The 20,697-nt window shown below is 69.8% G+C and carries 22 protein-coding genes and 1 tRNA gene; 19 read left to right on the forward strand and 4 right to left on the reverse strand.

The genetic code is table 11. The features are described from left to right. The first annotated feature begins 367 nt into the window (after positions 1 to 367). The 16 genes from VFX99_RS09690 (at position 368) to der (ending at position 15,780) form a co-directional block, all read left to right on the forward strand. Positions 368 to 1,111, forward strand: coding sequence for a hypothetical protein (locus VFX99_RS09690; protein ID WP_329666090.1), 744 nt, complete (start codon positions 368 to 370; stop codon positions 1,109 to 1,111). Continuing rightward, positions 1,111 to 2,148, forward strand: a complete 1,038-nt coding sequence (locus VFX99_RS09695) for an HAD-IIA family hydrolase (protein WP_329666091.1) — start codon at positions 1,111 to 1,113, stop codon at positions 2,146 to 2,148. The genes VFX99_RS09690 and VFX99_RS09695 overlap by 1 nt, the downstream gene beginning before the upstream one ends. Before the next feature lie 40 nt (positions 2,149 to 2,188). After that, on the forward strand, positions 2,189 to 2,356 hold the full coding sequence (locus VFX99_RS09700) for a hypothetical protein (RefSeq protein WP_329666092.1): 168 nt from the start codon (positions 2,189 to 2,191) through the stop codon (positions 2,354 to 2,356). After that, positions 2,353 to 3,153, forward strand: a complete 801-nt coding sequence (locus VFX99_RS09705) for a TlyA family RNA methyltransferase (protein ID WP_329666093.1) — start codon at positions 2,353 to 2,355, stop codon at positions 3,151 to 3,153. Before VFX99_RS09700 ends, VFX99_RS09705 begins: the two co-directional genes overlap by 4 nt. Beyond that, entirely contained in the window at positions 3,150 to 4,109 is a 960-nt protein-coding gene (locus VFX99_RS09710) for an NAD kinase (RefSeq protein ID WP_329666094.1), read from the forward strand. Before VFX99_RS09705 ends, VFX99_RS09710 begins: the two co-directional genes overlap by 4 nt. Beyond that, complete coding sequence (recN, locus tag VFX99_RS09715) at positions 4,106 to 5,797, forward strand: DNA repair protein RecN (RefSeq protein WP_329666095.1); 1,692 nt, start codon at positions 4,106 to 4,108, stop codon at positions 5,795 to 5,797. Before VFX99_RS09710 ends, recN begins: the two co-directional genes overlap by 4 nt. Positions 5,798 to 5,811: 14 nt before the next feature. Further along, positions 5,812 to 7,536: a CTP synthase gene (locus tag VFX99_RS09720; protein ID WP_414684354.1), complete on the forward strand. Its 1,725-nt coding sequence runs from the start codon at positions 5,812 to 5,814 to the stop codon at positions 7,534 to 7,536. Then, positions 7,529 to 8,167, forward strand: a complete 639-nt coding sequence (locus tag VFX99_RS09725) for an NUDIX hydrolase (RefSeq protein ID WP_329666096.1) — start codon at positions 7,529 to 7,531, stop codon at positions 8,165 to 8,167. The genes VFX99_RS09720 and VFX99_RS09725 overlap by 8 nt, the downstream gene beginning before the upstream one ends. 1 nt (position 8,168) lies before the next feature. Then, positions 8,169 to 9,119, forward strand: coding sequence for a site-specific tyrosine recombinase XerD (gene xerD, locus VFX99_RS09730; RefSeq protein ID WP_329666097.1), 951 nt, complete (start codon positions 8,169 to 8,171; stop codon positions 9,117 to 9,119). Positions 9,120 to 9,287: 168 nt separating this feature from the next. Further along, on the forward strand, positions 9,288 to 10,121 hold the full coding sequence (locus VFX99_RS09735; RefSeq protein ID WP_329666110.1) for a ParA family protein: 834 nt from the start codon (positions 9,288 to 9,290) through the stop codon (positions 10,119 to 10,121). Beyond that, complete coding sequence (locus VFX99_RS09740; RefSeq protein WP_414684355.1) at positions 10,105 to 10,962, forward strand: segregation and condensation protein A; 858 nt, start codon at positions 10,105 to 10,107, stop codon at positions 10,960 to 10,962. Before VFX99_RS09735 ends, VFX99_RS09740 begins: the two co-directional genes overlap by 17 nt. Next, positions 10,952 to 11,569 (forward strand): SMC-Scp complex subunit ScpB, encoded by a 618-nt coding sequence (gene scpB / locus VFX99_RS09745; protein ID WP_329666098.1) that lies wholly within the window; start codon positions 10,952 to 10,954, stop codon positions 11,567 to 11,569. The genes VFX99_RS09740 and scpB overlap by 11 nt, the downstream gene beginning before the upstream one ends. After that, positions 11,566 to 12,393: a pseudouridine synthase gene (locus VFX99_RS09750; protein ID WP_329666099.1), complete on the forward strand. Its 828-nt coding sequence runs from the start codon at positions 11,566 to 11,568 to the stop codon at positions 12,391 to 12,393. The genes scpB and VFX99_RS09750 overlap by 4 nt, the downstream gene beginning before the upstream one ends. Positions 12,394 to 12,421: 28 nt before the next feature. Beyond that, entirely contained in the window at positions 12,422 to 13,555 is a 1,134-nt protein-coding gene (locus VFX99_RS09755; RefSeq protein WP_329666100.1) for a prephenate dehydrogenase, read from the forward strand. Then, on the forward strand, positions 13,548 to 14,267 hold the full coding sequence (cmk, locus tag VFX99_RS09760) for a (d)CMP kinase (protein ID WP_329666101.1): 720 nt from the start codon (positions 13,548 to 13,550) through the stop codon (positions 14,265 to 14,267). The genes VFX99_RS09755 and cmk overlap by 8 nt, the downstream gene beginning before the upstream one ends. Continuing rightward, on the forward strand, positions 14,257 to 15,780 hold the full coding sequence (gene der / locus VFX99_RS09765; protein WP_329666102.1) for a ribosome biogenesis GTPase Der: 1,524 nt from the start codon (positions 14,257 to 14,259) through the stop codon (positions 15,778 to 15,780). Before cmk ends, der begins: the two co-directional genes overlap by 11 nt. Here the strand turns inward: der and VFX99_RS09770 are convergent. Further along, a complete protein-coding gene (locus tag VFX99_RS09770) occupies positions 15,777 to 16,205 on the reverse strand; it encodes a GNAT family N-acetyltransferase (protein WP_329666103.1) in 429 nt (142 codons plus the stop codon). The two genes, der and VFX99_RS09770, sit on opposite strands and share 4 nt — an antisense overlap. Before the next feature lie 92 nt (positions 16,206 to 16,297). On the opposite strand from VFX99_RS09770, the gene VFX99_RS09775 reads away from it, so the two are divergent. Next, the gene (locus tag VFX99_RS09775; protein WP_329666104.1) at positions 16,298 to 17,218 is read left to right on the forward strand and encodes an NUDIX domain-containing protein; all 921 of its coding nucleotides are present in this window, start codon (positions 16,298 to 16,300) and stop codon (positions 17,216 to 17,218) included. A 96-nt stretch (positions 17,219 to 17,314) separates the two neighbouring features. Here the strand turns inward: VFX99_RS09775 and VFX99_RS09780 are convergent, their stop codons facing one another. Together VFX99_RS09780 and VFX99_RS09785 are read right to left on the reverse strand one after the other, a co-directional pair. After that, positions 17,315 to 17,707, reverse strand: coding sequence for an RNA-binding S4 domain-containing protein (locus VFX99_RS09780; protein WP_329666105.1), 393 nt, complete (start codon positions 17,705 to 17,707; stop codon positions 17,315 to 17,317). Beyond that, positions 17,704 to 18,387 carry a lysoplasmalogenase gene (locus VFX99_RS09785; protein ID WP_329666106.1) on the reverse strand — a complete coding sequence of 228 codons (684 nt, stop codon included), beginning with the start codon at positions 18,385 to 18,387 and terminating at the stop codon, positions 17,704 to 17,706. The genes VFX99_RS09780 and VFX99_RS09785 overlap by 4 nt, the downstream gene beginning before the upstream one ends. Before the next feature lie 39 nt (positions 18,388 to 18,426). On the opposite strand from VFX99_RS09785, the gene VFX99_RS09790 reads away from it, so the two are divergent. Continuing rightward, positions 18,427 to 19,617, forward strand: coding sequence for a low temperature requirement protein A (locus VFX99_RS09790; protein ID WP_329666107.1), 1,191 nt, complete (start codon positions 18,427 to 18,429; stop codon positions 19,615 to 19,617). Here VFX99_RS09790 and VFX99_RS09795 read toward each other — a convergent pair. Beyond that, positions 19,614 to 20,210 (reverse strand): GNAT family N-acetyltransferase, encoded by a 597-nt coding sequence (locus VFX99_RS09795; protein WP_329666108.1) that lies wholly within the window; start codon positions 20,208 to 20,210, stop codon positions 19,614 to 19,616. The genes VFX99_RS09790 and VFX99_RS09795 overlap by 4 nt on opposite strands. 209 nt (positions 20,211 to 20,419) lie before the next feature. Between VFX99_RS09795 and VFX99_RS09800 the strand changes: the two genes are divergently transcribed. Further along, positions 20,420 to 20,493 (forward strand) — tRNA-Pro (locus VFX99_RS09800). Positions 20,494 to 20,697: the final 204 nt, after the last annotated feature.

Below are 20,697 nucleotides of genomic sequence, written 5' to 3' on the forward strand. Positions count from 1 at the left end.
GTATGCGAAACGCGATGGCGACAAGAAGCCTTATCCGAAACGCGATGGCGACAAGAAGCCTTATCCGAAACGCGATGGCGACAAGAAGCCCTATCCGAAACGCGATGGCGACAAGAAGCCCTATCCTGCGCGCGACGGCGAACGGAAGTCGTTTCCGCCGCGAAGCGGCGATCGCGCGCCTTCCGCAAGGCGCGACAGCGAACGCCCGTCGCATGCGACTCGCGAGGGTGAGCGTAAGTCGTACACTCCCCGGGACGGCAGCGGTCGGCCGCCGCGGGGTGGCACCGGTCGCGATGAGCGCAGAGACGACCGTCAGTCGCGCCCCGAAGAGCTGAGAGCCGTCCGCGCGAAGTTCGACGAGCCGATCGTGCCCGACGAAGTGACGGCATCCGACCTCAACGCAGCGGCGCGCAACCAGCTGAAGACGCTCAGCAAGGAGAACGCCGAAGCGGTCGCCCGGCATCTGGCGATGGCCGCCGAAGTGATCGACGCGGATCCGGACCTCGCACATCGGCACGCCATCGCCGCGACGCGCCGTGCGGGGCGCATCGGGGTGGTCCGCGAGACCGCGGCCATCACGGCGTACGCGATCGGCGACTACGCCCTGGCGCTCCGCGAGCTTCGCACCTATCGGCGCATCTCGGGAAGCGATGACCAGATCGCCCTCATGGTCGACAGTGAGCGGGGCGTCGGCCGGCCCGACCGCGCGCTGGAGGTCGGCCGCGCAGTCGATCGCAGCACGCTCGAGCCCGCAGTACGTGTCGAACTCGCGATCGCCATGTCCGGCGCGCGGCTCGATCTCGGCCAGACGGAGCGCGCCCTGCAGGAGCTCGACATCCCGGAACTGAATCCGGATCGTGCGTTCGAGTGGAGTCCCGCCCTGTTCGCGGCCCGTGCCACCGTCCTGGAGGAGCTGGGTCGCCAGAACGAGGCACTCGATTGGCACCGACGCGCCGAGGTGGCCGCAGACGTGCTGGATGCCGCCAATGGAGCGGACGACCATGAGGTGGTCTTCGTCGAGGAGATTCTCGAAGAACCCGGCGACGAGTCGTTCGAGGCGGAGTCTGCCACGGTCGACGAGGAGGCGGCCGACTCCGAGGGCCGTAGCTGATGGCGATCTTCGGGCGGCGCACCGCCGAGCGGACCCCCTTGGAGGGCGTCGATGTGGTGCTCGCCGATCTCGACGGCGTGGTGTACGCAGGTGCCGGAGCTCTGCCGCACGCCGTCGAGAGCCTCAACCTCAGCCGCGACGGCAGGCGCCTGGGTTACATCACGAACAACGCGTCGCGGACCGATGCCTCCGTGGCGCGCCACCTGAGCGAACTGGGTCTCGCGACCACCGCATCGGATGTCGTCACGAGCCCGCAAGCCGCGATGCGGATGCTGGTCGACCGGGTCGCTCCCGGGTCGACGGTGCTGGTGGTGGGCGGTGACGGTCTGGTGAGCGAAGTCGAGAAGGCCGGCTTCGTGGTGACGCGCAGCTCCGAGGACGCCCCGGCGGCAGTCGTGCAGGGCTTCGCCCCCGAGGTCGGCTGGGCGCAGCTCGCCGAAGCGGCGTACGCGCTCGCGCTGCCGGAGGAAGAAGGCGGCATCCCGTGGATCGCCACCAACACCGACTGGACCATCCCGCAGGCCCGGGGCATCGCTCCGGGCAACGGCACGCTCGTCTCAGCCGTGCACACAGCCGTCGGGCGCCTTGCGATCGTCGCGGGGAAGCCGGAGGTCCCGATCTTCGAGGCGGCTGTCGCGCGCTTCGGTGCGCAGCATCCGCTCTACCTCGGTGATCGACTCGACACCGATATCCTCGGGTCCAACCGGGCGGGCATTCCGTCTGCGCTCGTGCTGACCGGGATCGATCGACCGAAACACCTGCTCGCTGCGCCCAGCGGTTCGCAGCCCACGTTCATCCTGGGCGATCTGCGCGAACTGCACCAGCCGTATCCCGAGGCGCAGGTGCGCGACGGCATGGTGACGGTTCGGGGTGCGAAGGTGCGCGTCGAAGGGGCCGACGTGCGGATCCTGGCCGAGGGCGACGAGCCGATCGACCTGCTGCGGGCCGGCGCGAAGGCGATCTGGGACACCGGCCGCGCCATCTACGGGTTCCGCGTGCCGGAGCGGCTTTACGCGGATCCGTTCCATCGTCCGTGAGCATCGACGTGATCGGGCGACCCCGACGTATCCTGAGGGGATGGATCGCACCGGGCCTCAGGACGCCGAGCAGGCCGACCTGCTGTCGACCCTCGAGGTGATCGAGGCGCAGCCCCTCGCGACCCGCGCGGAGGCCTACGAAGGGCTGCACGAGTCGCTCGCGCGGCGCCTCGAATCCGGTCCGGCGGGCCTCCCGACGCACCCATGACCGTTCGGCTCGACTCGGCGCTTCCCGCGCGCGGGCTCGCGCGTTCGCGCACCCACGCAGCGACCCTCATCGCCGAAGGCCTGGTGACGGTCGATGGACGGCCGGTCGTCAAGCCATCCACGCAGGTGTCCGATGACGCGCGGATCGAGGTCGCGGCGACCGACCACTACGTCAGCCGCGCCGCGCACAAGCTCATCGCCGCGCTGGACCGCTTCGATGTCGAGGTGGCCGGGCGGCTCGCCCTGGACATGGGCGCTTCGACCGGCGGTTTCACGCAGGTGCTGCGTGAGCGGGGCGCCGACCCGGTGATCGCGGTCGACGTCGGCCACGGACAGCTTTCGGCAGCCATCGCAGCGGATCGCGGCGTGATCTCGATCGAGGGAGTCAATGTCCGCTACCTCACTCCCGAGATCCTTGCCGAAGCCAGCGGCATCCCCGTGCTTCCCCAGCTCATCACGGGCGACCTGTCATTCATCTCACTGACCCACGTGCTCCCCGCAGCTCGAGCCGTCGCGGCGCCGGACGCCGACCTCGTGCTGCTGGTCAAGCCGCAGTTCGAGGTCGGCAGGACTGTGGTCAAGGGCGGGCTGGTGACGGATGCCGCGGCTCGCGCCGACGCCGTTGCGGGCGTGCTGTGGGCAGCGTGGGACGCCGGTCTGGGCACATGCGGCGTAATCGCCTCGCCGATCGCCGGCACGCACGGCAATGCGGAGTTCATCGCCCACCTGGCACCGGGCCGGGGGAGCAATCCGACAGAATGGTTGAGCACCGTGAACCGACTGACGGGAAGTCCATGAACGAGGCCGAACGCAGCATCCTGGTCGTCGTGCACGCGCGCCGCGACGACACCGTGGCCGCCGCCTCCCGCGTCGTCGCAGCGCTTCGCGCGGCCGGCGCCCGTCCGGTCCTCTCGATCGACGACACCGAGGAGCTGGGCGATTCGCTCGCGCTGCTCGGAGATGTCGCGACCCTCGGCATCGACGTTCCGGTCGAGGACATCGAACTCGCGATCGTGCTCGGCGGGGACGGCACCATTCTGCGGGCCGCCGAACTCGTCCGCGAAGGCACTGCCCCCGTGCTGGGCATCAACATGGGTCACGTCGGCTTCCTGGCTGAGATCGAGCGCGACGACATGGACGACGCGGTGCACCGCGCCATCGCCCGCGACTACGCCGTCGAAGAGCGGCTCGCGCTGCAGGTTCGGGTGAAGGATGCCTCGGACGAGGTCATCTTCGACACGTGGGCGTTGAACGAGGCCACGGTCGAGAAGGCCAGCCGCGAACGGATGCTCGAGGTCGTCATCGAGATCGACGGCCGGCCCCTTTCATCGTTCGGATGCGACGGCGTGGTGGTGTCGACGCCGACCGGCTCGACCGCCTACAACTTCTCCGCCGGCGGGCCGGTCATCTGGCCGACGGTCGAGGCGATCGCGGTCGTGCCGCTTTCGGCGCACGCCCTGTTCGCCAAGCCGCTGGTCGTCGGGCCGGAGCATGCCGTCGCGATCGAGGTGCTCGAGCGCACGAACGGCATCGGCGTGCTGTGGTGCGACGGCCGCCGGTCGCACGATCTCCCGCCGGGAGCACGCGTGGTGGTGCGCCGCTCCGACCGCCCGGTGCGGCTTGCGCGACTGCACCCCGCCGCCTTCACCGACCGGCTCGTGCGCAAGTTCCGGCTTCCCGTAGAGGGCTGGCGGGGCCCTGCCCCGACCAACTCGACCACGACCCCGACAGGTCTGATCGGGCAGGTTCCGTGATCGAGGAGATGCGGCTGCGTGATCTCGGCGTCATCGCGGAGGCCACGCTGTCCATCGGCGCCGGTTTCACGGCGATCACCGGGGAGACCGGTGCCGGCAAGACGATGGTCGTCACGGGCCTAGGACTGCTCCTCGGCCGGCGGGCCGACTCGGGTGCCGTCCGCGCCGGAGCCGCGCAGGCGTCCGTCGACGGCGTCTGGATCGTGCCCGAGCAGGGCGCCGTGGCCGACCGCGTGCGCGAAGCGGGGGGCGATGTCGAGGCTCTGGGCGGCGGCCTCGCAGAGCTGCTGGTCGTGCGCTCGCTCTCCAGCGAAGGCCGCAGCCGCGCCAGCGTCGGAGGGCGCGCCGCACCGGCCGCGGTGCTCGCCGACCTCGCCGATGAACTGGTCGTCGTGCACGGCCAGTCCGACCAGCTCCGCCTGCGCACCGCATCCGCTCAACGCGAAGCACTCGACCGCTTCGGCGGTTCGCCCGTCGAGAGCGCCCTGGCGAAGTATCGATCCACCTACGAGCAGGTGCGGGCGCTGATCCGTGAGCTGACGAGCCTCACCGCCGACCGCGACGCACGTGCGGGCGAGGCCGCGGAGCTTCGCGTCGCCTTGGCGGAGGTCGAAGCGGCCGATCCGAAACCGGGCGAGGACGCCGAGCTCTCACTCCGCGCGGAACGGCTCGCGAACGCGGAGGAGTTGCGGGCCGCGGCGGCGACCGCGCATGAGGCGCTCTCCGGAGACGGCGATGCGCCCGACGTGAGCATGATGCTCGCCGAAGCGCGCCGCGCCCTCGAGCGCGGCCACGATCCGGCACTCGACGAACTCGCGGCACAGGTCGCCGACCTCGGCTATCGAGCCGCCGATCTCGCTCATTCCCTGGCGGGCTATCTCGCGGACCTCGATGAGACCGGGCCCCACGAGCTGGCCGCCGTGGAGGAACGTCGAGCGGTGCTCGGGAGCCTCATACGATCGCACGGGTCGCTGGATGCCGCGATCGCCCTGCTCGAATCCGGGTCGGAGCGGCTCGCCGAACTCGACGACGACGGTGCGCGCATCGAGCGGCTCACCGGCGAGCGGGAGGCCGCGGCATCCGCCCTCGACGCCGACGCGGCTGCGCTGACCGCCGCGAGGACCGAGGCCGCCGCGCGCCTCGCGGCCGCCGTCAGCGAGGAGCTGCATGCCCTCGCGATGCCCGACGCGCGGGTCGAGGTCGCTGTCACGCCCGGAGCGGAGTCGGCCGCGGGCCGCGACGACGTCGCGATCCTCCTCGCGCCCCACCCCGGCGCCGAGGCGCGACCGGTCGCCAAGAGCGCCTCAGGCGGCGAGCTCAGCCGTGTCATGCTGGCGATCGAGGTGGTCATCGCCGGAGTCGACCCGGTCCCGACCTTCGTGTTCGACGAAGTGGATGCCGGCATCGGCGGCGCAGCGGCGATCGAGGTCGGCCGCCGGCTGGCCCGCCTGGCCCTGTCCTCGCAGGTCATCGCCGTGACGCACCTCGCTCAGGTCGCCGCCTTCGCCGATAATCACCTGTCGGTCGTGAAGGCCAGCGACGGCTCGGTGACGGCGTCCGACGTACGTCGTCTGGACGGTGTGGAACGAGAGGCCGAGATGGCGAGGCTCCTCTCGGGCATGCCCGATTCGGGCGCCGCGCTGACGCACGCCCGCGAGCTGCTGGGCCTTCGGGTCCAGCAGCACTGATAGGATAAAAGCCCGTGGCGGATACTCATGCGGCGGACACTTCGAACGAACCGAATTCTTCATACGGCCTCTTTTCCAACGGCACCACCAGGCACATTTTCGTGACAGGCGGTGTCGTTTCCTCATTGGGCAAGGGTCTGACCGCCGCCAGCCTGGGCAATCTGCTCACGGCGCGCGGGCTTCGAGTGGTGATGCAGAAGCTCGACCCCTATCTGAACGTGGATCCGGGGACGATGAACCCGTTCCAGCACGGCGAGGTCTTCGTGACCGACGACGGCGCCGAGACCGACCTCGACATCGGGCACTACGAGCGATTCCTCGACATCGAGCTGAGTCAGGCGGCGAACGTCACGACCGGGCAGATCTATTCGCAGGTGATCGCGCGCGAGCGCCGCGGCGAGTATCTCGGCGACACGGTCCAGGTCATCCCGCACATCACAGACGAGATCAAGCGCCGCATGCGCCTGCAGGCGGGCGAGACGCCCAAGCCCGACGTGATCATCACCGAGATCGGCGGCACCGTCGGCGACATCGAGTCGCAGCCCTTCATCGAGTCGGCCAGGCAGATCCGTCACGAGCTCGGACGCGCGAACGTGTTCTTCGTCCACGTATCGCTGGTCCCGTTCATGGGGGCTTCCGGCGAGCAGAAGACCAAGCCGACGCAGCACTCCGTCGCGACGCTCCGCTCGATCGGCATCCAGCCGGACGCGCTCGTGCTGCGCAGCGACCGCCCCGTCACCGAGTCGAACAAGCGCAAGATCGCGCTCATGTGCGACGTCGACGAGGCTGCGGTGGTCAACGCGGTCGACGTGCCCAGCATCTACGACATCCCGTCGATGCTGCACGAGCAGGGTCTCGACGAGTACATCGTGCGCACGCTCGGCCTGGAGCAGGCCGAGGCCGTCGACTGGTCGCGCTGGGAGCGCGTGCTTCAGGCCGTGCACAACCCCAAGCACGAGGTCACGATCGGGCTCGTCGGCAAGTACATCGACCTTCCGGATGCCTACCTCTCGGTCACCGAGGCGCTCAAGGCCGGCGGGTTCGCGCATGAGACGCACGTCACGATCACCTGGATCCCATCCGATCTGTGCGAGACGCCCGAGGGCGCGGCCCGCGCCCTGGGCGGACTCGACGGAATCGTCGTACCCGGTGGCTTCGGCATCCGTGGGATCGAAGGCAAGCTCGGTGCACTGAAGTTCGCGCGCGAGCAGGGGATCCCCACGCTGGGGCTGTGTCTCGGGCTGCAGTGCATGGTGATCGAGTACGCACGCCACGTCGCCGGTATCGAAGATGCGTCCTCGAGCGAATTCGACCCCGACACGGGCAACCCGGTCATCGCGACCATGGCCGAGCAGGTGGCGATCATCGCCGGGGGAGACCTGGGGGGCACGATGCGGCTGGGCATGTACCCCGCGGATCTCGCCGACGGCTCGCTGGCACGGGAGCTGTACGGCGCGTCGCGCGTCGACGAGCGTCACCGGCACCGGTACGAGGTCAACAACGCGTACCGCGACGCGCTCTCGAGCGCGGGCATGTTCTTCTCGGGGCTGTCGCCCGACCGCAATCTCGTCGAATACGTCGAGCTGCCGCGCGAGGTCCACCCGTACTACATCGCCACGCAGGCGCATCCCGAGCTGCGCTCCCGCCCGACCGATCCGCATCCCCTGTTCCGCGGACTCGTCGGCGCGGCGCTCGAGCGCCACCGTTCCAGCGAACTCTTCGACGTCGACAATGGCTGACGCTCCGATGGACTCAGTGCGCGCGACGGGGACGCCAGAAGCGCTGCGGGACGAGCCTTTCGAGTCGGAGATCGTCGACAGCGAACTCGTCTACGAGGGCCGGGTGTGGGACGTGCGCAGCGACACGCTCCGCTACGGCGGCGACGAGATCGTGCGTCAGTACGTCGATCACCCGGGCGCCTCGGCCATCGTCGCGGTCGACGAGGAGCAGCGCGTCCTCCTCATCCAGCAGTACCGGCATCCGATCCGCCACCGCGACTGGGAGATTCCGGCCGGCCTGCTCGACATCGCAGGCGAGTCGCCGCTCGAGACCGCGCAGCGCGAGCTCGTGGAGGAAGCCGATCTGACCGCCGCGCAGTGGGAGCCGCTTCTGAGCGTCTTCACCACGCCCGGCGGTAACGACGAGGTCGTGCACATCTTCCTCGCACGAGGACTCTCGGAGGTCGGCAAGGCGCACGCCCGCGAGGCGGAAGAGGCCGACATCCGCATCGAGTGGGTACCGCTCGCCGAGGCTGTCTCCGGAGTCCTCGCCGGGCGTCTGCGCAACGGCATCCTCGCACTCGGGATCCTCGCTGCGGCCGAGGCGGTCCGCCGCCTCCCGGCACCCACCGCCGGAGCCGCGGGAGGCTGACGTGCGGCTCGAGCGAGCAGTGGACGGGTACCTGCGGCACATCTCGATCGAGCGCGGCCTGTCCGAGCACACGATCGCCGCGTATCGGCGCGATCTCGCGGGTTACGTGGAGTGGCTCCGCGGCCGGGGCATCTCCGACTCGAACGAGGTGACGGCGGCGCTGGTCACCGACTTCGCCGCTGAGCGGGCCTCCGGCGAGCCTCCGCCCGCGTCATCCAGCCTCGCCCGCCTGCAGTCCTCGGTGCGGGGGCTGCACCGGTTCCTCGCGCGCGAGGGCATCGAGGCGGAAGATCCCACCGGTCGCCTCCGCCCGCCGAAGGCTGCGCGGCGGCTCCCGAAAGCACTGACGATCGACCAGATCGAGCGATTGCTGGATGCCGCAGGCCCGGAGGCCGGCGCTCCGCCCGGCGGCGCGACCGCGGCGGGTGGGGGTGCCGACGAGCTCATCGGGCTGCGCGACCGGGCGCTGCTCGAGCTCCTGTACGCGACGGGCGCGCGGGTCTCGGAGGTCGTGCAACTCGACGTGGACGATCTCTCGCACGGCGACGTCGTGCGGGTGCGCGGCAAGGGTTCGAAGGAGCGGATCATCCCGGTCGGCTCGTACGCGCGATCCGCACTGGAGGCCTATCTGACACGGGCGCGTCCGGAGCTCTCCCGCCGCGGGCGGGCGACCCCGCGCCTGTTCCTCGGAGCCCGAGGAGCGCCGCTCTCGCGGCAGAGCGCCTGGCTGGTCATACAGCATGCCGCGACGCGCGCACAGCTGACCGCGCACGTATCGCCGCACACGCTGCGGCACTCGTTCGCGACCCACCTCCTGCAAGGCGGTGCCGACGTGCGGGTCGTGCAGGAGCTGCTCGGGCACGCCTCGGTCGCGACGACGCAGATCTACACACACGTGTCGGTGGATGCGCTTCGCGACGTCTACGCAACGTCGCACCCGCGGGCGCGCTGAGAGCAGGGGCGGCGATCGTTCCGCCTGATCACGCCGCGAGGCGCCGAGTACGCGCCGAGGCGGTCGCTACAATCGAGCAAGCACGTAGCGAAGGCGGGAGACCGGGTGGCTGGCACCTCGACGAAGGGCGCGGCGAAGAAGCCGAAAACGGATGAGGGCGATCGCACGATGGGTCCCACGGGTCGTCCGTACCACGGCTTCCCGACCCCTCCGAAGCTAGCCGGCCACGGCCCTGCGCGGATCATCGCGCTGTGCAACCAGAAGGGCGGCGTCGGCAAGACGACGACCACCATCAACCTGGCTGCCGCCCTCGCTCAGTACGGGCGCAAGGTGCTCGCCGTCGATTTCGACCCGCAGGGCGCGCTGTCGGCTGGTCTCGGCATCCAGACGCACGACGTGCCCACCATCTACGACCTGCTTCTAGACACCAAGCGCGATCCGCGCGAGGTGATCGTGCCCACCGCGGTCGAGGGCCTGGACATCCTCCCGGCGAACATCGACCTTTCCGCGGCCGAGGTCCACCTGGTCAACGAGGTCGCACGCGAGACGATCCTCTCCCGCGTGCTGCGCAAAGTCGCACCCGACTACGACGTCATCCTCATCGACTGTCAGCCGTCGCTCGGACTGCTCACCGTCAACGCTCTGACCGCCAGCCACGGCGTCGTGATCCCGCTGGAGTGCGAGTTCTTCGCGCTGCGCGGCGTCGCGCTGCTCATCGAGACGATCGACAAGGTGCGCGATCGGCTCAATCCCACAATCGAACTCGACGGCGTGCTCGCGACGATGTACGACCCCCGCACGCTGCACTCGCGCGAGGTGCTGGAACGCGTCGTCGAGGCTTTCGGAGACGACGTCCTCGAGACCGTCATCGGTCGCACGGTGAAATTCCCCGATGCCTCGGTCTCGGGCATGCCCATCACCGAGTTCGCGCCTGAGCACGCGGCCGCGCAGGCATACCTGCGGCTGGCGCGAGAGCTGGTCGCGCGTGGTGCTGTCGCCTGACGAGTCCTTCGCCGACTCCGACCCTTCGACGAGTTCAGCAACCGGTGGCTCCGAGCCTGCCGAAGGGTTCCAGGTCTCGCTCGGCGTCTTCGACGGGCCGTTCGACCTGCTGCTCTCGCTGATCTCGAAGCATGAGCTCGACATCACGGAGGTATCGCTCAGCCGCGTGACGGACGAGTTCATCTCGTATCTGCGCCGGCTCGATCCCGACGAGGAGATGGAGCAGGCGTCGGAGTTCCTCGTGATCGCCGCGACTCTGCTCGACATGAAAGTGGCAGGTCTGCTCCCGCAGGGCGAGCTCGTCGACGCCGAGTCCGTCGCGTTGCTCGAGGCCCGCGACCTGCTATTCGCCCGACTGCTGCAGTACCGGGCGTTCAAGGAGGTGTCAGGTTGGTTCGCCCGTCGGCTGCAGGCCGAGGACCGCCGCCACACGCGCACCGTTCGCCTGGATGAGAAATACCGCCAGGCGGTGCCCGAGCTGGTCTGGACCCTGACCCTCGACGATTTCGCCGCGCTCGCGATCCTCGCGCTCACGCCGAAGGAGATTCCGCACGTCGGGCTCGATCACCTGCATGCGCCCCTCGTGAGCATCCGCGAGCAGGCCGCGATCGTCGTCACGCTGCTGCGGGATGCCGGATCCCTCAACTTCCGCGAGCTCGTCGCCGGTGCCACGCAGCCCGGCGTGGTGGTCGCGCGTTTCCTGTCCGTGCTGGAGCTGTACCGGCACGGTGCCCTGTCATTCGAACAGCTGGAGCCGCTCGGTGAGCTGACACTGCGCTGGACCGCCGAGCGGTGGTCGGATGAGAACCTCGCGAGCCTGGGAGCCGATTATGACCGATGACCCGTTGACGGCCGCGAACAGCGGCCCTGAGCCTGCGCGCCCGGCGCACACGCCGGACGTCGCCCGGAGACTGGAGGCGATCCTGCTGATCGTCGAAGAGCCCCAGAGCCTGGTCAGCCTGGCGGCGGCTGTGGGAGCGCCCGTACCAGCGGTGCGGCAGGCGATCGAGGGCCTGGTCGAGGACTACGACGGTCTGGCAGGCGGCCCACGACGTGGCTTCGAACTGCGCGAGGTCGGCGGTGGCTGGCGCTTGTACGTGCGTGAGGAGCACGACGACCTCGTCACCGAGTTCGTGAACACCCAGGCTCCGTCGCGGCTGTCCCAGGCAGCTCTCGAGACCCTCGCCGTGATCGCCTACAAGCAGCCGGTGACACGCGGTCAGGTCGCCTCGATCCGCGCCGTGAACGTCGACTCGGTCGTGCGGACCCTGCTCGCTCGCGGACTGATCACCGAGGTCTTCACGGATGCCGAGACCGGGGCCATCCACTACGGCACCACCGATGCGCTCCTGGTCAACCTGGGGATCAACTCCCTCGACGACCTGCCGCACATCTCGCCGCTGCTGGATGACGGCGCAGACGGTTTCGACGAGGTGCTGCGCGCATGAGCGATCATTCGACCGGCGCAGACGGCGAGACGTCCCCCGAAGTGCGTTCGACGGAGGGCGTGCGCTTGCAGAAGGTGCTCGCGAACGCCGGCGTCGCGTCCCGTCGCGTGGCGGAGCAGCTGATCGTCGACGGACGCGTGCGGGTCAACGGCGTCGTGATCACGGAGCTCGGCTCGCGCATCGACCCGGAGGTGGACCTGGTGGACGTGGACGGCACCGCCGTCCAGCTCGACGAGACCAGGCGCTACGTCATCCTGAACAAGCCGCGCGGCGTCGTCAGCTCCATGCGCGATGAACGCGGACGACCCGACCTGCGGGAGTTCGTCGCGGACTGGCCGGAGCGCCTCTACAACGTCGGCCGATTGGACGCCGACACCAGCGGCCTGCTGGTGCTGACGAACGACGGAGGACTCGCTCACGTCCTGGCCCACCCCTCATTCGGCGTCACCAAGGTCTACGTCGCCAAGGTGGAGGGGCGGGTGACCGCGCAGACCATCGCAACCCTGACTCGCGGGATCGACCTCGAGGACGGTCCGATCGCCGCCGATAAGGCCCGACTCCTGTCCAGCTCGGCCGAAGGCGGCGGGTCGCTCCTCGAACTCACGCTCCACTCCGGTCGGAACCGCATCGTGCGGCGCATGATGGCCGCCGTCGGTCACCCGGTCGAGGATCTCGTACGGCGGCAGTTCGGGCCCCTGCACCTGGGAGGCCTCCCAGTGGGGCGGGCACGCGAGTTGACTAAGGTGGAACAGGGCGCTCTGCTGACACTCGCGCGCCGCGCGGCCGAAGAGCCGCCACCTGCCGGCCGCGAGAGCGGCACCTGACCGGGCAGAGGGATCACCAGGAGACCGAGTGAGCGAATCCACGGGCACGCCGGCGCGTGCCGCGAGTCCGCTCGCCGCGCGCGTGCAGGGCACGGTGCGCATCGTCGGCGCCGGACTCCTCGGCTCGAGCATCGGGCACGCGCTCAGCGCCCGCGGCATCGACGTGTCCCTCGACGACTCGTCGCCGTCTCAGCTGCGCCTCGCGATCGACTACGGCGCGGGACGCCGTCCTCGCGACGACGATGACCCGTCGCTCATCGTGGTCGCCGTCCCGCCGGATGTCACCGCCGACGTCATCGAACGGGAGCTGGCGCAGCATCCGCTCGCCGTCGTCACCGACGTGGCCAGCGTGAAGCTCGAGCCGCTGCGGGTTCTGCGCGAGCGCGGCGTCGACCTCACCCACTACATCGGATCGCATCCGCTCGCCGGCCGGGAGCGCGGGGGCGCCATCTCGGCGCGGGCCGACATCTTCGTGGGACGCCCCTGGGTCGTCTGCCGCGACGAGGAGACCTCCGCCGCGGACCTCGCACTCGTCGAATCGCTGGCGCTCGACCTCGGCGCGACGCCCCTGGAGATGACGCCCGAAGACCACGACCGCGCGGTCGCACTGGTCTCCCACGTCCCGCAGCTGGTGGCCAGCCTGCTGGCGGGTCGCTTCGTCGACGCACCGGACGGGTCGCTGCGGCTGGCGGGGCAGGGCGTACGCGACACGACCCGCATCGCGGCATCCGCCCCCGAGCTGTGGGTGCAGATCCTCGGAGCCAACTCGCAGCCCGTCGTGGACGTGCTCGACGCACTCGCCGCAGACCTGAGCTCGGTCGCCGACGCGCTCCGCGAGCCCGAAGCACCCGGTGCGCGCCGCGCGGTCGCCGACGCGATCCGGCGCGGCAACGACGGCGTCGAACGGCTTCCCGGCAAACACGGCCAGAACCGCCGCTTCGAGCAGGTGGTGGTGATGGTCGACGACACGCCGGGCCAGCTCGGCCGGCTCTTCGGCGAGCTCGGCGAGCTGGAGGTCAATGTGGAGGACCTGCGCCTCGAACACTCCCCGGGTGCCCAGTTCGGGCTCGCCGAGATCAGCGTCGTTCCGACAGCGGTGCGTCGCGCCGTCGACGGACTCGAGGCCCGCGGCTGGAAGATTGCGAGCACCACCAATGATTAGCAGGACCCTGGAGCCGATCGAGGACGTGACGATCGTCGCCATCGACGGCCCGGCCGGCAGCGGCAAGTCGAGCGTCTCGAAGGAGGTCGCGCGGCGCCTCGGCTTCGGCTTCCTCGACACCGGTGCGGCGTACCGCTCCCTCGCCTGGCACGCGCTCGCCCATGGCGCGGACACGTCGGATTCGGCATCGGTCCTCGACGTCGTCGGCGACTTCGACTTCGCGATCTCGCTCGACCCTGACGACTACTGGGTGCGGGTGGGCCGCACCGATGTCACCGCCGCGATCCGCGAGCCGCGTGTGACGGATGCCGTGAGCGGAGTCGCGCGCGTGCCCGCCGTCCGCCAGACGGTGAACGCGCTCTTCCGCAGCATGGTCGCCGGGTCGGAACGTCCCGGCGTCGTCGTCGAAGGTCGAGACATCACCACCATCGTGGCGCCCGACGCCCCGGTGCGGATCCTGCTCACCGCCGCACCCGCCGTGCGGGCAGCGCGCCGCAGTGCGGAGCTGACCGGGCATGATGCGGGCGCGGTCGCCGATGCACTGCACCGACGCGATGCGGCCGATTCCACAGTGGTCGACTTCCTCACAGCCGCCCCGGGCGTCGAGGTCGTCGACTCGTCGGACCTCGATTTCGAACAGACCGTGGATGCCGTCCTCGACGTCGTCCGCACGGTCCTACCCACACAGACGGGAGCGCACGATGGGCGCTGACGACGAATACGAGGGCGGGGACGACCACATCGCCGACACCCTCGCCGACCTCGACGAGGAGCTCGCCGAAGCGCGCGCCGAGACGCTGCGCGCGAGCCTGTCGGACTACGAGCTGGACGACGAGGATGCCGCCCTGCTGGAGGGCGTCTCACTCGGCGAGGACGGGATCCAGTATTTCCCGGCGCTGCCGGTCGTCGCGATCGTCGGTCGTCCGAACGTCGGCAAGTCCGCGCTCGTGAATCGCATCCTCGGTCGACGAGAGGCTGTCGTCGAAGACACCCCGGGGGTCACTCGCGACCGCGTGACGTACAAGGCCGAGTGGATGGACCGCCGCTTCTCGCTCGTGGACACAGGCGGCTGGGAGCCCGACGCGCGTGGTATCGACGCCTCCGTCGCCGCTCAGGCCGAGATCGCGATCGATCTTTGCGATGTCGTGCTGTTCGTGGTCGATGCGATGGTGGGTGCGACCTCCACCGATGAGCACGTCGTCAAGCTGCTCCGCAAGAGCGGCAAGCCCGTCTTCCTCGTCGCGAACAAGATCGACGACGCGCGTCACGAGCCCGAGGCCGCAGCGCTGTGGAACCTCGGCCTCGGTGAGCCGCACCCGGTCTCCGCGATCCACGGCCGCGGCGTGGCCGACTTGCTCGACGAGATCATGAAGGTGCTGCCGACGGTCTCGGCCGTCGCTCAGCAAGAGATCGGCGGCCCGCGCCGCGTCGCCATCCTCGGCCGTCCGAACGTCGGCAAGTCCTCCCTCCTGAACAAGGCAGCCGGCCAGGAGCGCGTGGTCGTCAACGAGCTCGCCGGCACCACCCGTGACCCGGTCGACGAGATCGTCGATCTCGGCGGGCGGCTGTGGCGGTTCGTCGACACGGCCGGCATCCGTCGTCGAGTCCACCTGCAGCAGGGCGCGGACTTCTACGCATCCCTGCGGACCTCCGCTGCGCTGGAGAAGGCCGAGGTCGCCGTGGTCGTGCTCGACGTCAGCGAGCCGATCAGCGAGCAGGACGTCCGGATCATCGACCTCGTGCTCGAGTCGGGCCGAGCCCTCGTGCTGGCGTACAACAAGTGGGATCGGCTCGCCGACACCGACCTGGAGAACGCCGATCGCCGCCGATACCTCGAGCGCGAGATCGAGCAGGACCTCGCGCACGTGGCATGGGCGCCGCGGGTCAACATCTCGGCGCGCACCGGCCGACACCTGGAGCGACTCGTGCCGGCGCTGGAGACGGCGCTGGACTCGTGGGACCTTCGGATCCCGACCGGCAAGTTCAACGCGTTCCTCTCCGAGCTCGTGGCGGAGCACCCGCATCCGCTCCGCGGCGGAAAGCAACCGCGCATCCTGTTCGGAACGCAGGCTTCGACCCGTCCGCCGACGTTCGTGCTGTTCACCACGGGCTTCCTCGACCCGGGTTACCGCCGGTTCATCCAGCGACGGCTGCGGGAGATCTGGGGCTTCGAGGGGACGCCGATCGTCATCAACATGCGGGTGCGCGAAAAGCGCACGCGCTAACCGATCGGGGGCTTCGCCGGCGGCCGCACCATCGCCGTGGCATCCGGCGCGGCGAAGCCGAACTGCTCGTACAGGCCGTGCGCGTCGGCGGTGAACAGCACCCACCGGAACTCAGCGCCCGGGCCATCTTCGATCATCGTGCGCAGCAGGCGCTTGCCCACGCCATGACCCTGGTGCTCGGCCAGGACGAACACGTCCGCGAGGTAAGCGAAGCCCACGCCGTCCGAAGTCGCTCGCGCAAAGCCGACGAGTTCGTCGGTGCCGGCTCGATAGGCGCCAACGACCCGCCACGCCGTGTCGAGTTGAGCCTCGATATCGGCCCGGGTTCGCCAGCGGCCCCAGTACGCCTCGGCCGACAGCCATGCCCAGACGGATTCGCGCGGGATGCGGGCGGGGTCGTCGTCGAGCTCGTAGTCCTCGTCCATCTCCGTATTCTTCCGCGCGCAACTCTGCTGCACCGGCCGCAGGAGCGGTCCGATCGGCGGCCTGTGGCACGTGCGTGTGAAAGGGTTGAGGGGTGACGATCGAGCCTCCCGCACCCGGCGAGCCGCGTCGGCCGCTGGGCCCGCGAGACCCGGGCGACGCATGGGTGGTCGCCCCGACCGGAGAGCGATACTGGGGCCGGTTCGGAGCGGCGGGGCTCCTCGCCATCGATGCCGACCGCGGAGTGCTGCTGCAGCACCGGGTCTCGTGGTCGCACCACGGCGACACCTGGGGTCTCCCCGGCGGCGCGCGGCACGAGGGCGAGTCTGCAGCCCACGGCGCGCTGCGCGAGGCCGCCGAGGAGGCTGGTGTGCCGGATTCCGCGATCCGCCCTCGCCTGCTCAGCGTCCTCGATCTCGGGTACTGGAGCTATACCACCCTCGTCGGCGATGTCACGCGGCCGTTCGAACCGACCATCAGCGACCCCGAGAGCCGCGCGCTCGCCTGGATCCCGCCGGACGAACTGGGCGAGAAACCCCTGCATCCGGGGTTCGAGTCGTCGTGGGTCCACTTGGAGCCGCTGCTGGACGTGCGGCCGGCGGTCGTCGTGGATGCGGCGAACGTGGTCGGCTCGGTTCCCGATGGCTGGTGGCACGACCGTCCCGGTGCGGCCCGCCGCCTCATCGCCCGCGTGGCGCGGCTCGCTGTGGACGGGCTGCCGGCCACGACCCTCGGCCTGCCCGAGCACACCTGGTTCCCGGAGTGGGTCGTGGTGGTCGAAGGCCAGGCCCGCGCGGCCGGCGACGGCGCGAACGGCGTCGCGGTGGTGCGAGCCGAGGCGTCCGGCGATGACGCGATCGTGAATGAGGCGACGCGGCTCGTCGCGGACGGCCGGACGGTGACCGTCGTCACCAGCGACCGGGAGCTGGCTCGTCGGGCGACGGATGCCGGTACCAGCGTTCGCGGAACCCGCTGGCTGCTCGACCAGCTGGGATCGGTTCCCGAGCGGAGCTGAGTCGCTCGGATCGAGGTGGCAGGTTTCGTCGCTTCCGTCGAGTCGATGCGACAGGATGTGCGACCCCGCCTTCCAAAGTTCCCCGGCGGGCAAGCGCTACTCGAGGTCGAAGCCCTCGGCGTCGCGCCCGCGGAGCTTGTCGATGTCGCGCCGCTCGCGCTTCGTGGGCCGACCCGCACCGCGGTCGCGGATCGGAACGAACGCGCGCTCCTCGCGCGGCAGCGGCGGGGGAGTCTTGTCCTCGACGGCGGCCGCCGCGGGCACGGCGCCCACGCGTTTGGAGATCGGCTGCCGCACGACGAGGATCCGGTCGAACCCGGCGATCCGCACGCGCAGCTCATCGCCCGGCCGAACGGGCTGCGCCGCCTTCGCGCGTTCTCCGTTCACTCGCACGTGCCCCGCGCGGCATGCAGTGGTGGCAGCCGAGCGCGTCTTGTACACGCGCACGGCCCAGAGCCAGGCGTCGACGCGGGCCGAGGCATCCGTCATGCCTGGTCACCTACCGGCTGGCGGTTCGTGGCGCTCTGCGCGCGGTCCGCGACGAGCACGCCCGCCGCGATCAGCCCTTGCCCGAGGCAGTATGCGAGCATCACGAGCGGGCTCGTCCAGTCGGGCATCGCCTCGGGCGTGAAGAGGCGGAAGGCGAGAATCGTGTCGGACGCGAGGAAGAGCGCGCCGCCGGCCGCGACGAGCGGGTTGCATCGGGATGCCGCCACAGCCGTCCCGCCGAGCACGACGCCGTAGCTCGCGACGGGGACCAGGAGCCCGCCGAGGGCCGGCCACAGAATGACGAGAAGGCCGATCCACCACAGGCCGTAGGCGGCCGCCCATCCCGGCACGCGTCGCACCCTGATGACGCGCCAGAAGAGCCAGATGTAGCAGAGGTGGGCGAGGCCGAAGAACAGGAGCATCATCGGCACCGTCGGGAGCATCGGGAAGAACGTGCCCGCTCCGTCGCCGATCCACGAGAGGGCGACGGCCGTCAGCAGCAGCGTGTAGGCCGAGCCCCAGCGGGAACCGCTGCCGCCCCAGAAGACGGCGACCGCGAGCGCCGGCATCAGCAGCAGTTTCGTCGGATCGACGACCGCGTCAGCGCCCGCGGCCAGCGCCACGATGTGGATGATCGACACGACCGCGAACGGCGTGAAGCCGATCCAGAGCCGGATCATGATTCTCCTCATCGAGCGGGCGGGCACCATAATCGTCGCATGACCGACGTGCTCACCCGGATCGGACTGCGCCGCATGAGCTCGCGGGATCCGTCCGAGTCGCATCGAGTGGCGACTCCGCTCGAACTGCTCTTCGACCTCGTCTTCGTGGTGGCCGTCGCGCAGGCATCGCAGAACCTGCACCACCTGATCAGCGACCATCACGTCGGACAGGGAGTGCTGTCGTATCTGATGGTGTTCTTCGCGATCTGGTGGGCGTGGATGAACTTCACCTGGTTCGCGTCCGCATTCGACACCGACGACTGGCTCTATCGGGTGATGACCATCGTGCAGATGGCCGGCGTGCTGGTCCTCGCCGCCGGGATCCACGTGGCCATGGTCGATTTCGACTTCCTCCTGGTGACCTGGGGCTACGTCATCATGCGGCTGGCGATGGTCGGGCAGTGGCTGCGGGCCGCGGCATCCGATCCCATCGCACGATCGACCGCGCTGCGATTCGCGATCGGAATCAGCGTCGTTCAGGTGCTGTGGGTGGCGCGGATCTACCTACTGGACGAGGCGGCGCAGTTCTGGAGCTTCTTCGTGCTGGTGGCCGCCGAGCTCGCCGTGCCTGTGTGGGGGGAGTCGCATCGCCGCACGAACTGGCACCCGCACCACATCGCCGAGCGGTTCGGTCTGTTCACGTTGCTGCTGCTCGGCGAGAGCCTGCTCGCATCGGCCAACGCGATGATCGATGCGCTCGGCGAGGGCGAGCACATCCCGGAACTGCTTGCTCTTTCGGCATCGGGGCTGGTCGTCACCGCTGGGATCTGGTGGCTCTACTTCGCTCGTGAGCAGCACGGACGGCTCGGCAGCTTCCGCGCGGGCTTCACGTTCGGGTACCTGCACTACGTGATCTTCGCGGCCGCAGGCGCCGTCTCGGCCGGCGTCGAGGTCGAGATCGACGAGATCACCGGTCACACCGAGATCCCGCACGAGGTCGCGGGGCTTGCGCTCACGCTCCCGATCGCACTGTTCGTGCTGAGCGCGTGGGCGATCCTGCTGCAGCCGACGCTGTCGCGGATCGCGTCGGCGGTGGTCGTGACCGGTTGCGTCCTCATCGGAGCAAGCGGGCTGCTTTCGGCGGGGGAGTACATGGTCTCGGCGCTGCTGATGGCTGCGATCGTCGTCGTCCTCGAAGCGGATGCCGCGAAACGGGGGCTGCTGGCTGAGCCCGTCCGGACGATCTAACGACCGTTGCGGTCGAGCTCCAGGGCGACGATCACGCGATCGGGTTTCGGGCGCGCGACCTCGTGGAAGCCGGCCGCTTCGAAGACCGAGAGGATGCCGTGGTAGAGCTCGTTGGCGGGCTTCTTGCCGACGGTCGTGTCGATGGGGTACGCCTCGACCAGTCGCGCGCCCTGCTCTCTGGCGAAGTCGACCGCCGCCGCCAGGAGGCGGGCGTTCAGGCCTCTGCCGCGATGCTCACGGCGCACCACGAAGCAGGAGACGGCCCACACGTCAGGGTCGTCGAGCGGTTCGGGTGTGTGCCCGGCGATGTAACGCGTGCGGCCGATCCGAACCTGCGCGGCGCGCGGTCCGACTCTCACCCAGCCGGCAGCCTCGCCGTCGACGTACGCGATGAGTGCGGGCGCCGGAAACCCGCTCTCGACCTCTTCGCGCAGGAGTGCTCGGCGTTCCTCGTGCGACGCCCGCTGGAACTCGGCGTTCGTCATCATCCACCACTGGCACTGGCACGAACGCCCGTCGCCTCCGCCGCTGAGGGTGTGTTGGGCGTCGTCGAAGCGGCCGCGTGATGCGGGGGAGATGACGATCTCGGGCATCCTCCGACGCTAGCGATCGGGACCGACAGAGGGAAGCTCGAGCGCGAGCGGACGGGTTGCCGACGAGTGCACCGGTTCGTGGCGCGGGCACGCCGTCCGCACGGCGCGACGTCGTGCACTCGGTGCTGGAGCCCCGCGTCGCCGGGCGTCGTCGTTCGCGGCGCTTCCGGTGAGCGGGTAGGATGGGGGAGTTGTCCGCGTGCGGGCATCGGGATGTGGCGCAGCTTGGTAGCGCACTTGACTGGGGGTCAAGGGGTCGCAGGTTCAAATCCTGTCATCCCGACCGGAGAGTCCCGGGAACCTGAGGGTTCCCGGGACCTCTTAGTTGGTGAGATGTGATCCTGTCATCGCGAAGTCATCGCAATGCCATCGAATTGACCGCTCCAGCGCCCTCGCGCGGCGCAGAGCCTCGACTGACTCGACTTCGCTCCGGTTGTCTCCGAACGGTGGTGCGACCAAGTGCGCACCTACTCGAATGGGCTCGCTG

This window comes from Microbacterium sp., from assembly GCF_036277215.1.
In the GTDB taxonomy this organism is placed as follows: Bacteria; Actinomycetota; Actinomycetes; order Actinomycetales; family Microbacteriaceae; genus Microbacterium.

Coding starts and splice junctions, on each gene's coding strand:
- der (WP_329666102.1), top strand. CDS start 14,257: ATGGGCGCTGACGACGAATACGAGGGCGGGGACGACCACATCGCCGAC.
- VFX99_RS09700 (WP_329666092.1), top strand. CDS start 2,189: ATGGATCGCACCGGGCCTCAGGACGCCGAGCAGGCCGACCTGCTGTCG.
- VFX99_RS09735 (WP_329666110.1), top strand. CDS start 9,288: ATGGGTCCCACGGGTCGTCCGTACCACGGCTTCCCGACCCCTCCGAAG.
- VFX99_RS09710 (WP_329666094.1), top strand. CDS start 3,150: ATGAACGAGGCCGAACGCAGCATCCTGGTCGTCGTGCACGCGCGCCGC.
- VFX99_RS09795 (WP_329666108.1), bottom strand. CDS start 20,210: ATGCCCGAGATCGTCATCTCCCCCGCATCACGCGGCCGCTTCGACGAC.
- VFX99_RS09750 (WP_329666099.1), top strand. CDS start 11,566: ATGAGCGATCATTCGACCGGCGCAGACGGCGAGACGTCCCCCGAAGTG.
- cmk (WP_329666101.1), top strand. CDS start 13,548: ATGATTAGCAGGACCCTGGAGCCGATCGAGGACGTGACGATCGTCGCC.
- VFX99_RS09780 (WP_329666105.1), bottom strand. CDS start 17,707: ATGACGGATGCCTCGGCCCGCGTCGACGCCTGGCTCTGGGCCGTGCGC.
- VFX99_RS09790 (WP_329666107.1), top strand. CDS start 18,427: ATGACCGACGTGCTCACCCGGATCGGACTGCGCCGCATGAGCTCGCGG.
- VFX99_RS09770 (WP_329666103.1), bottom strand. CDS start 16,205: ATGGACGAGGACTACGAGCTCGACGACGACCCCGCCCGCATCCCGCGC.
- scpB (WP_329666098.1), top strand. CDS start 10,952: ATGACCGATGACCCGTTGACGGCCGCGAACAGCGGCCCTGAGCCTGCG.
- VFX99_RS09695 (WP_329666091.1), top strand. CDS start 1,111: ATGGCGATCTTCGGGCGGCGCACCGCCGAGCGGACCCCCTTGGAGGGC.
- VFX99_RS09725 (WP_329666096.1), top strand. CDS start 7,529: ATGGCTGACGCTCCGATGGACTCAGTGCGCGCGACGGGGACGCCAGAA.
- VFX99_RS09705 (WP_329666093.1), top strand. CDS start 2,353: ATGACCGTTCGGCTCGACTCGGCGCTTCCCGCGCGCGGGCTCGCGCGT.
- VFX99_RS09785 (WP_329666106.1), bottom strand. CDS start 18,387: ATGATCCGGCTCTGGATCGGCTTCACGCCGTTCGCGGTCGTGTCGATC.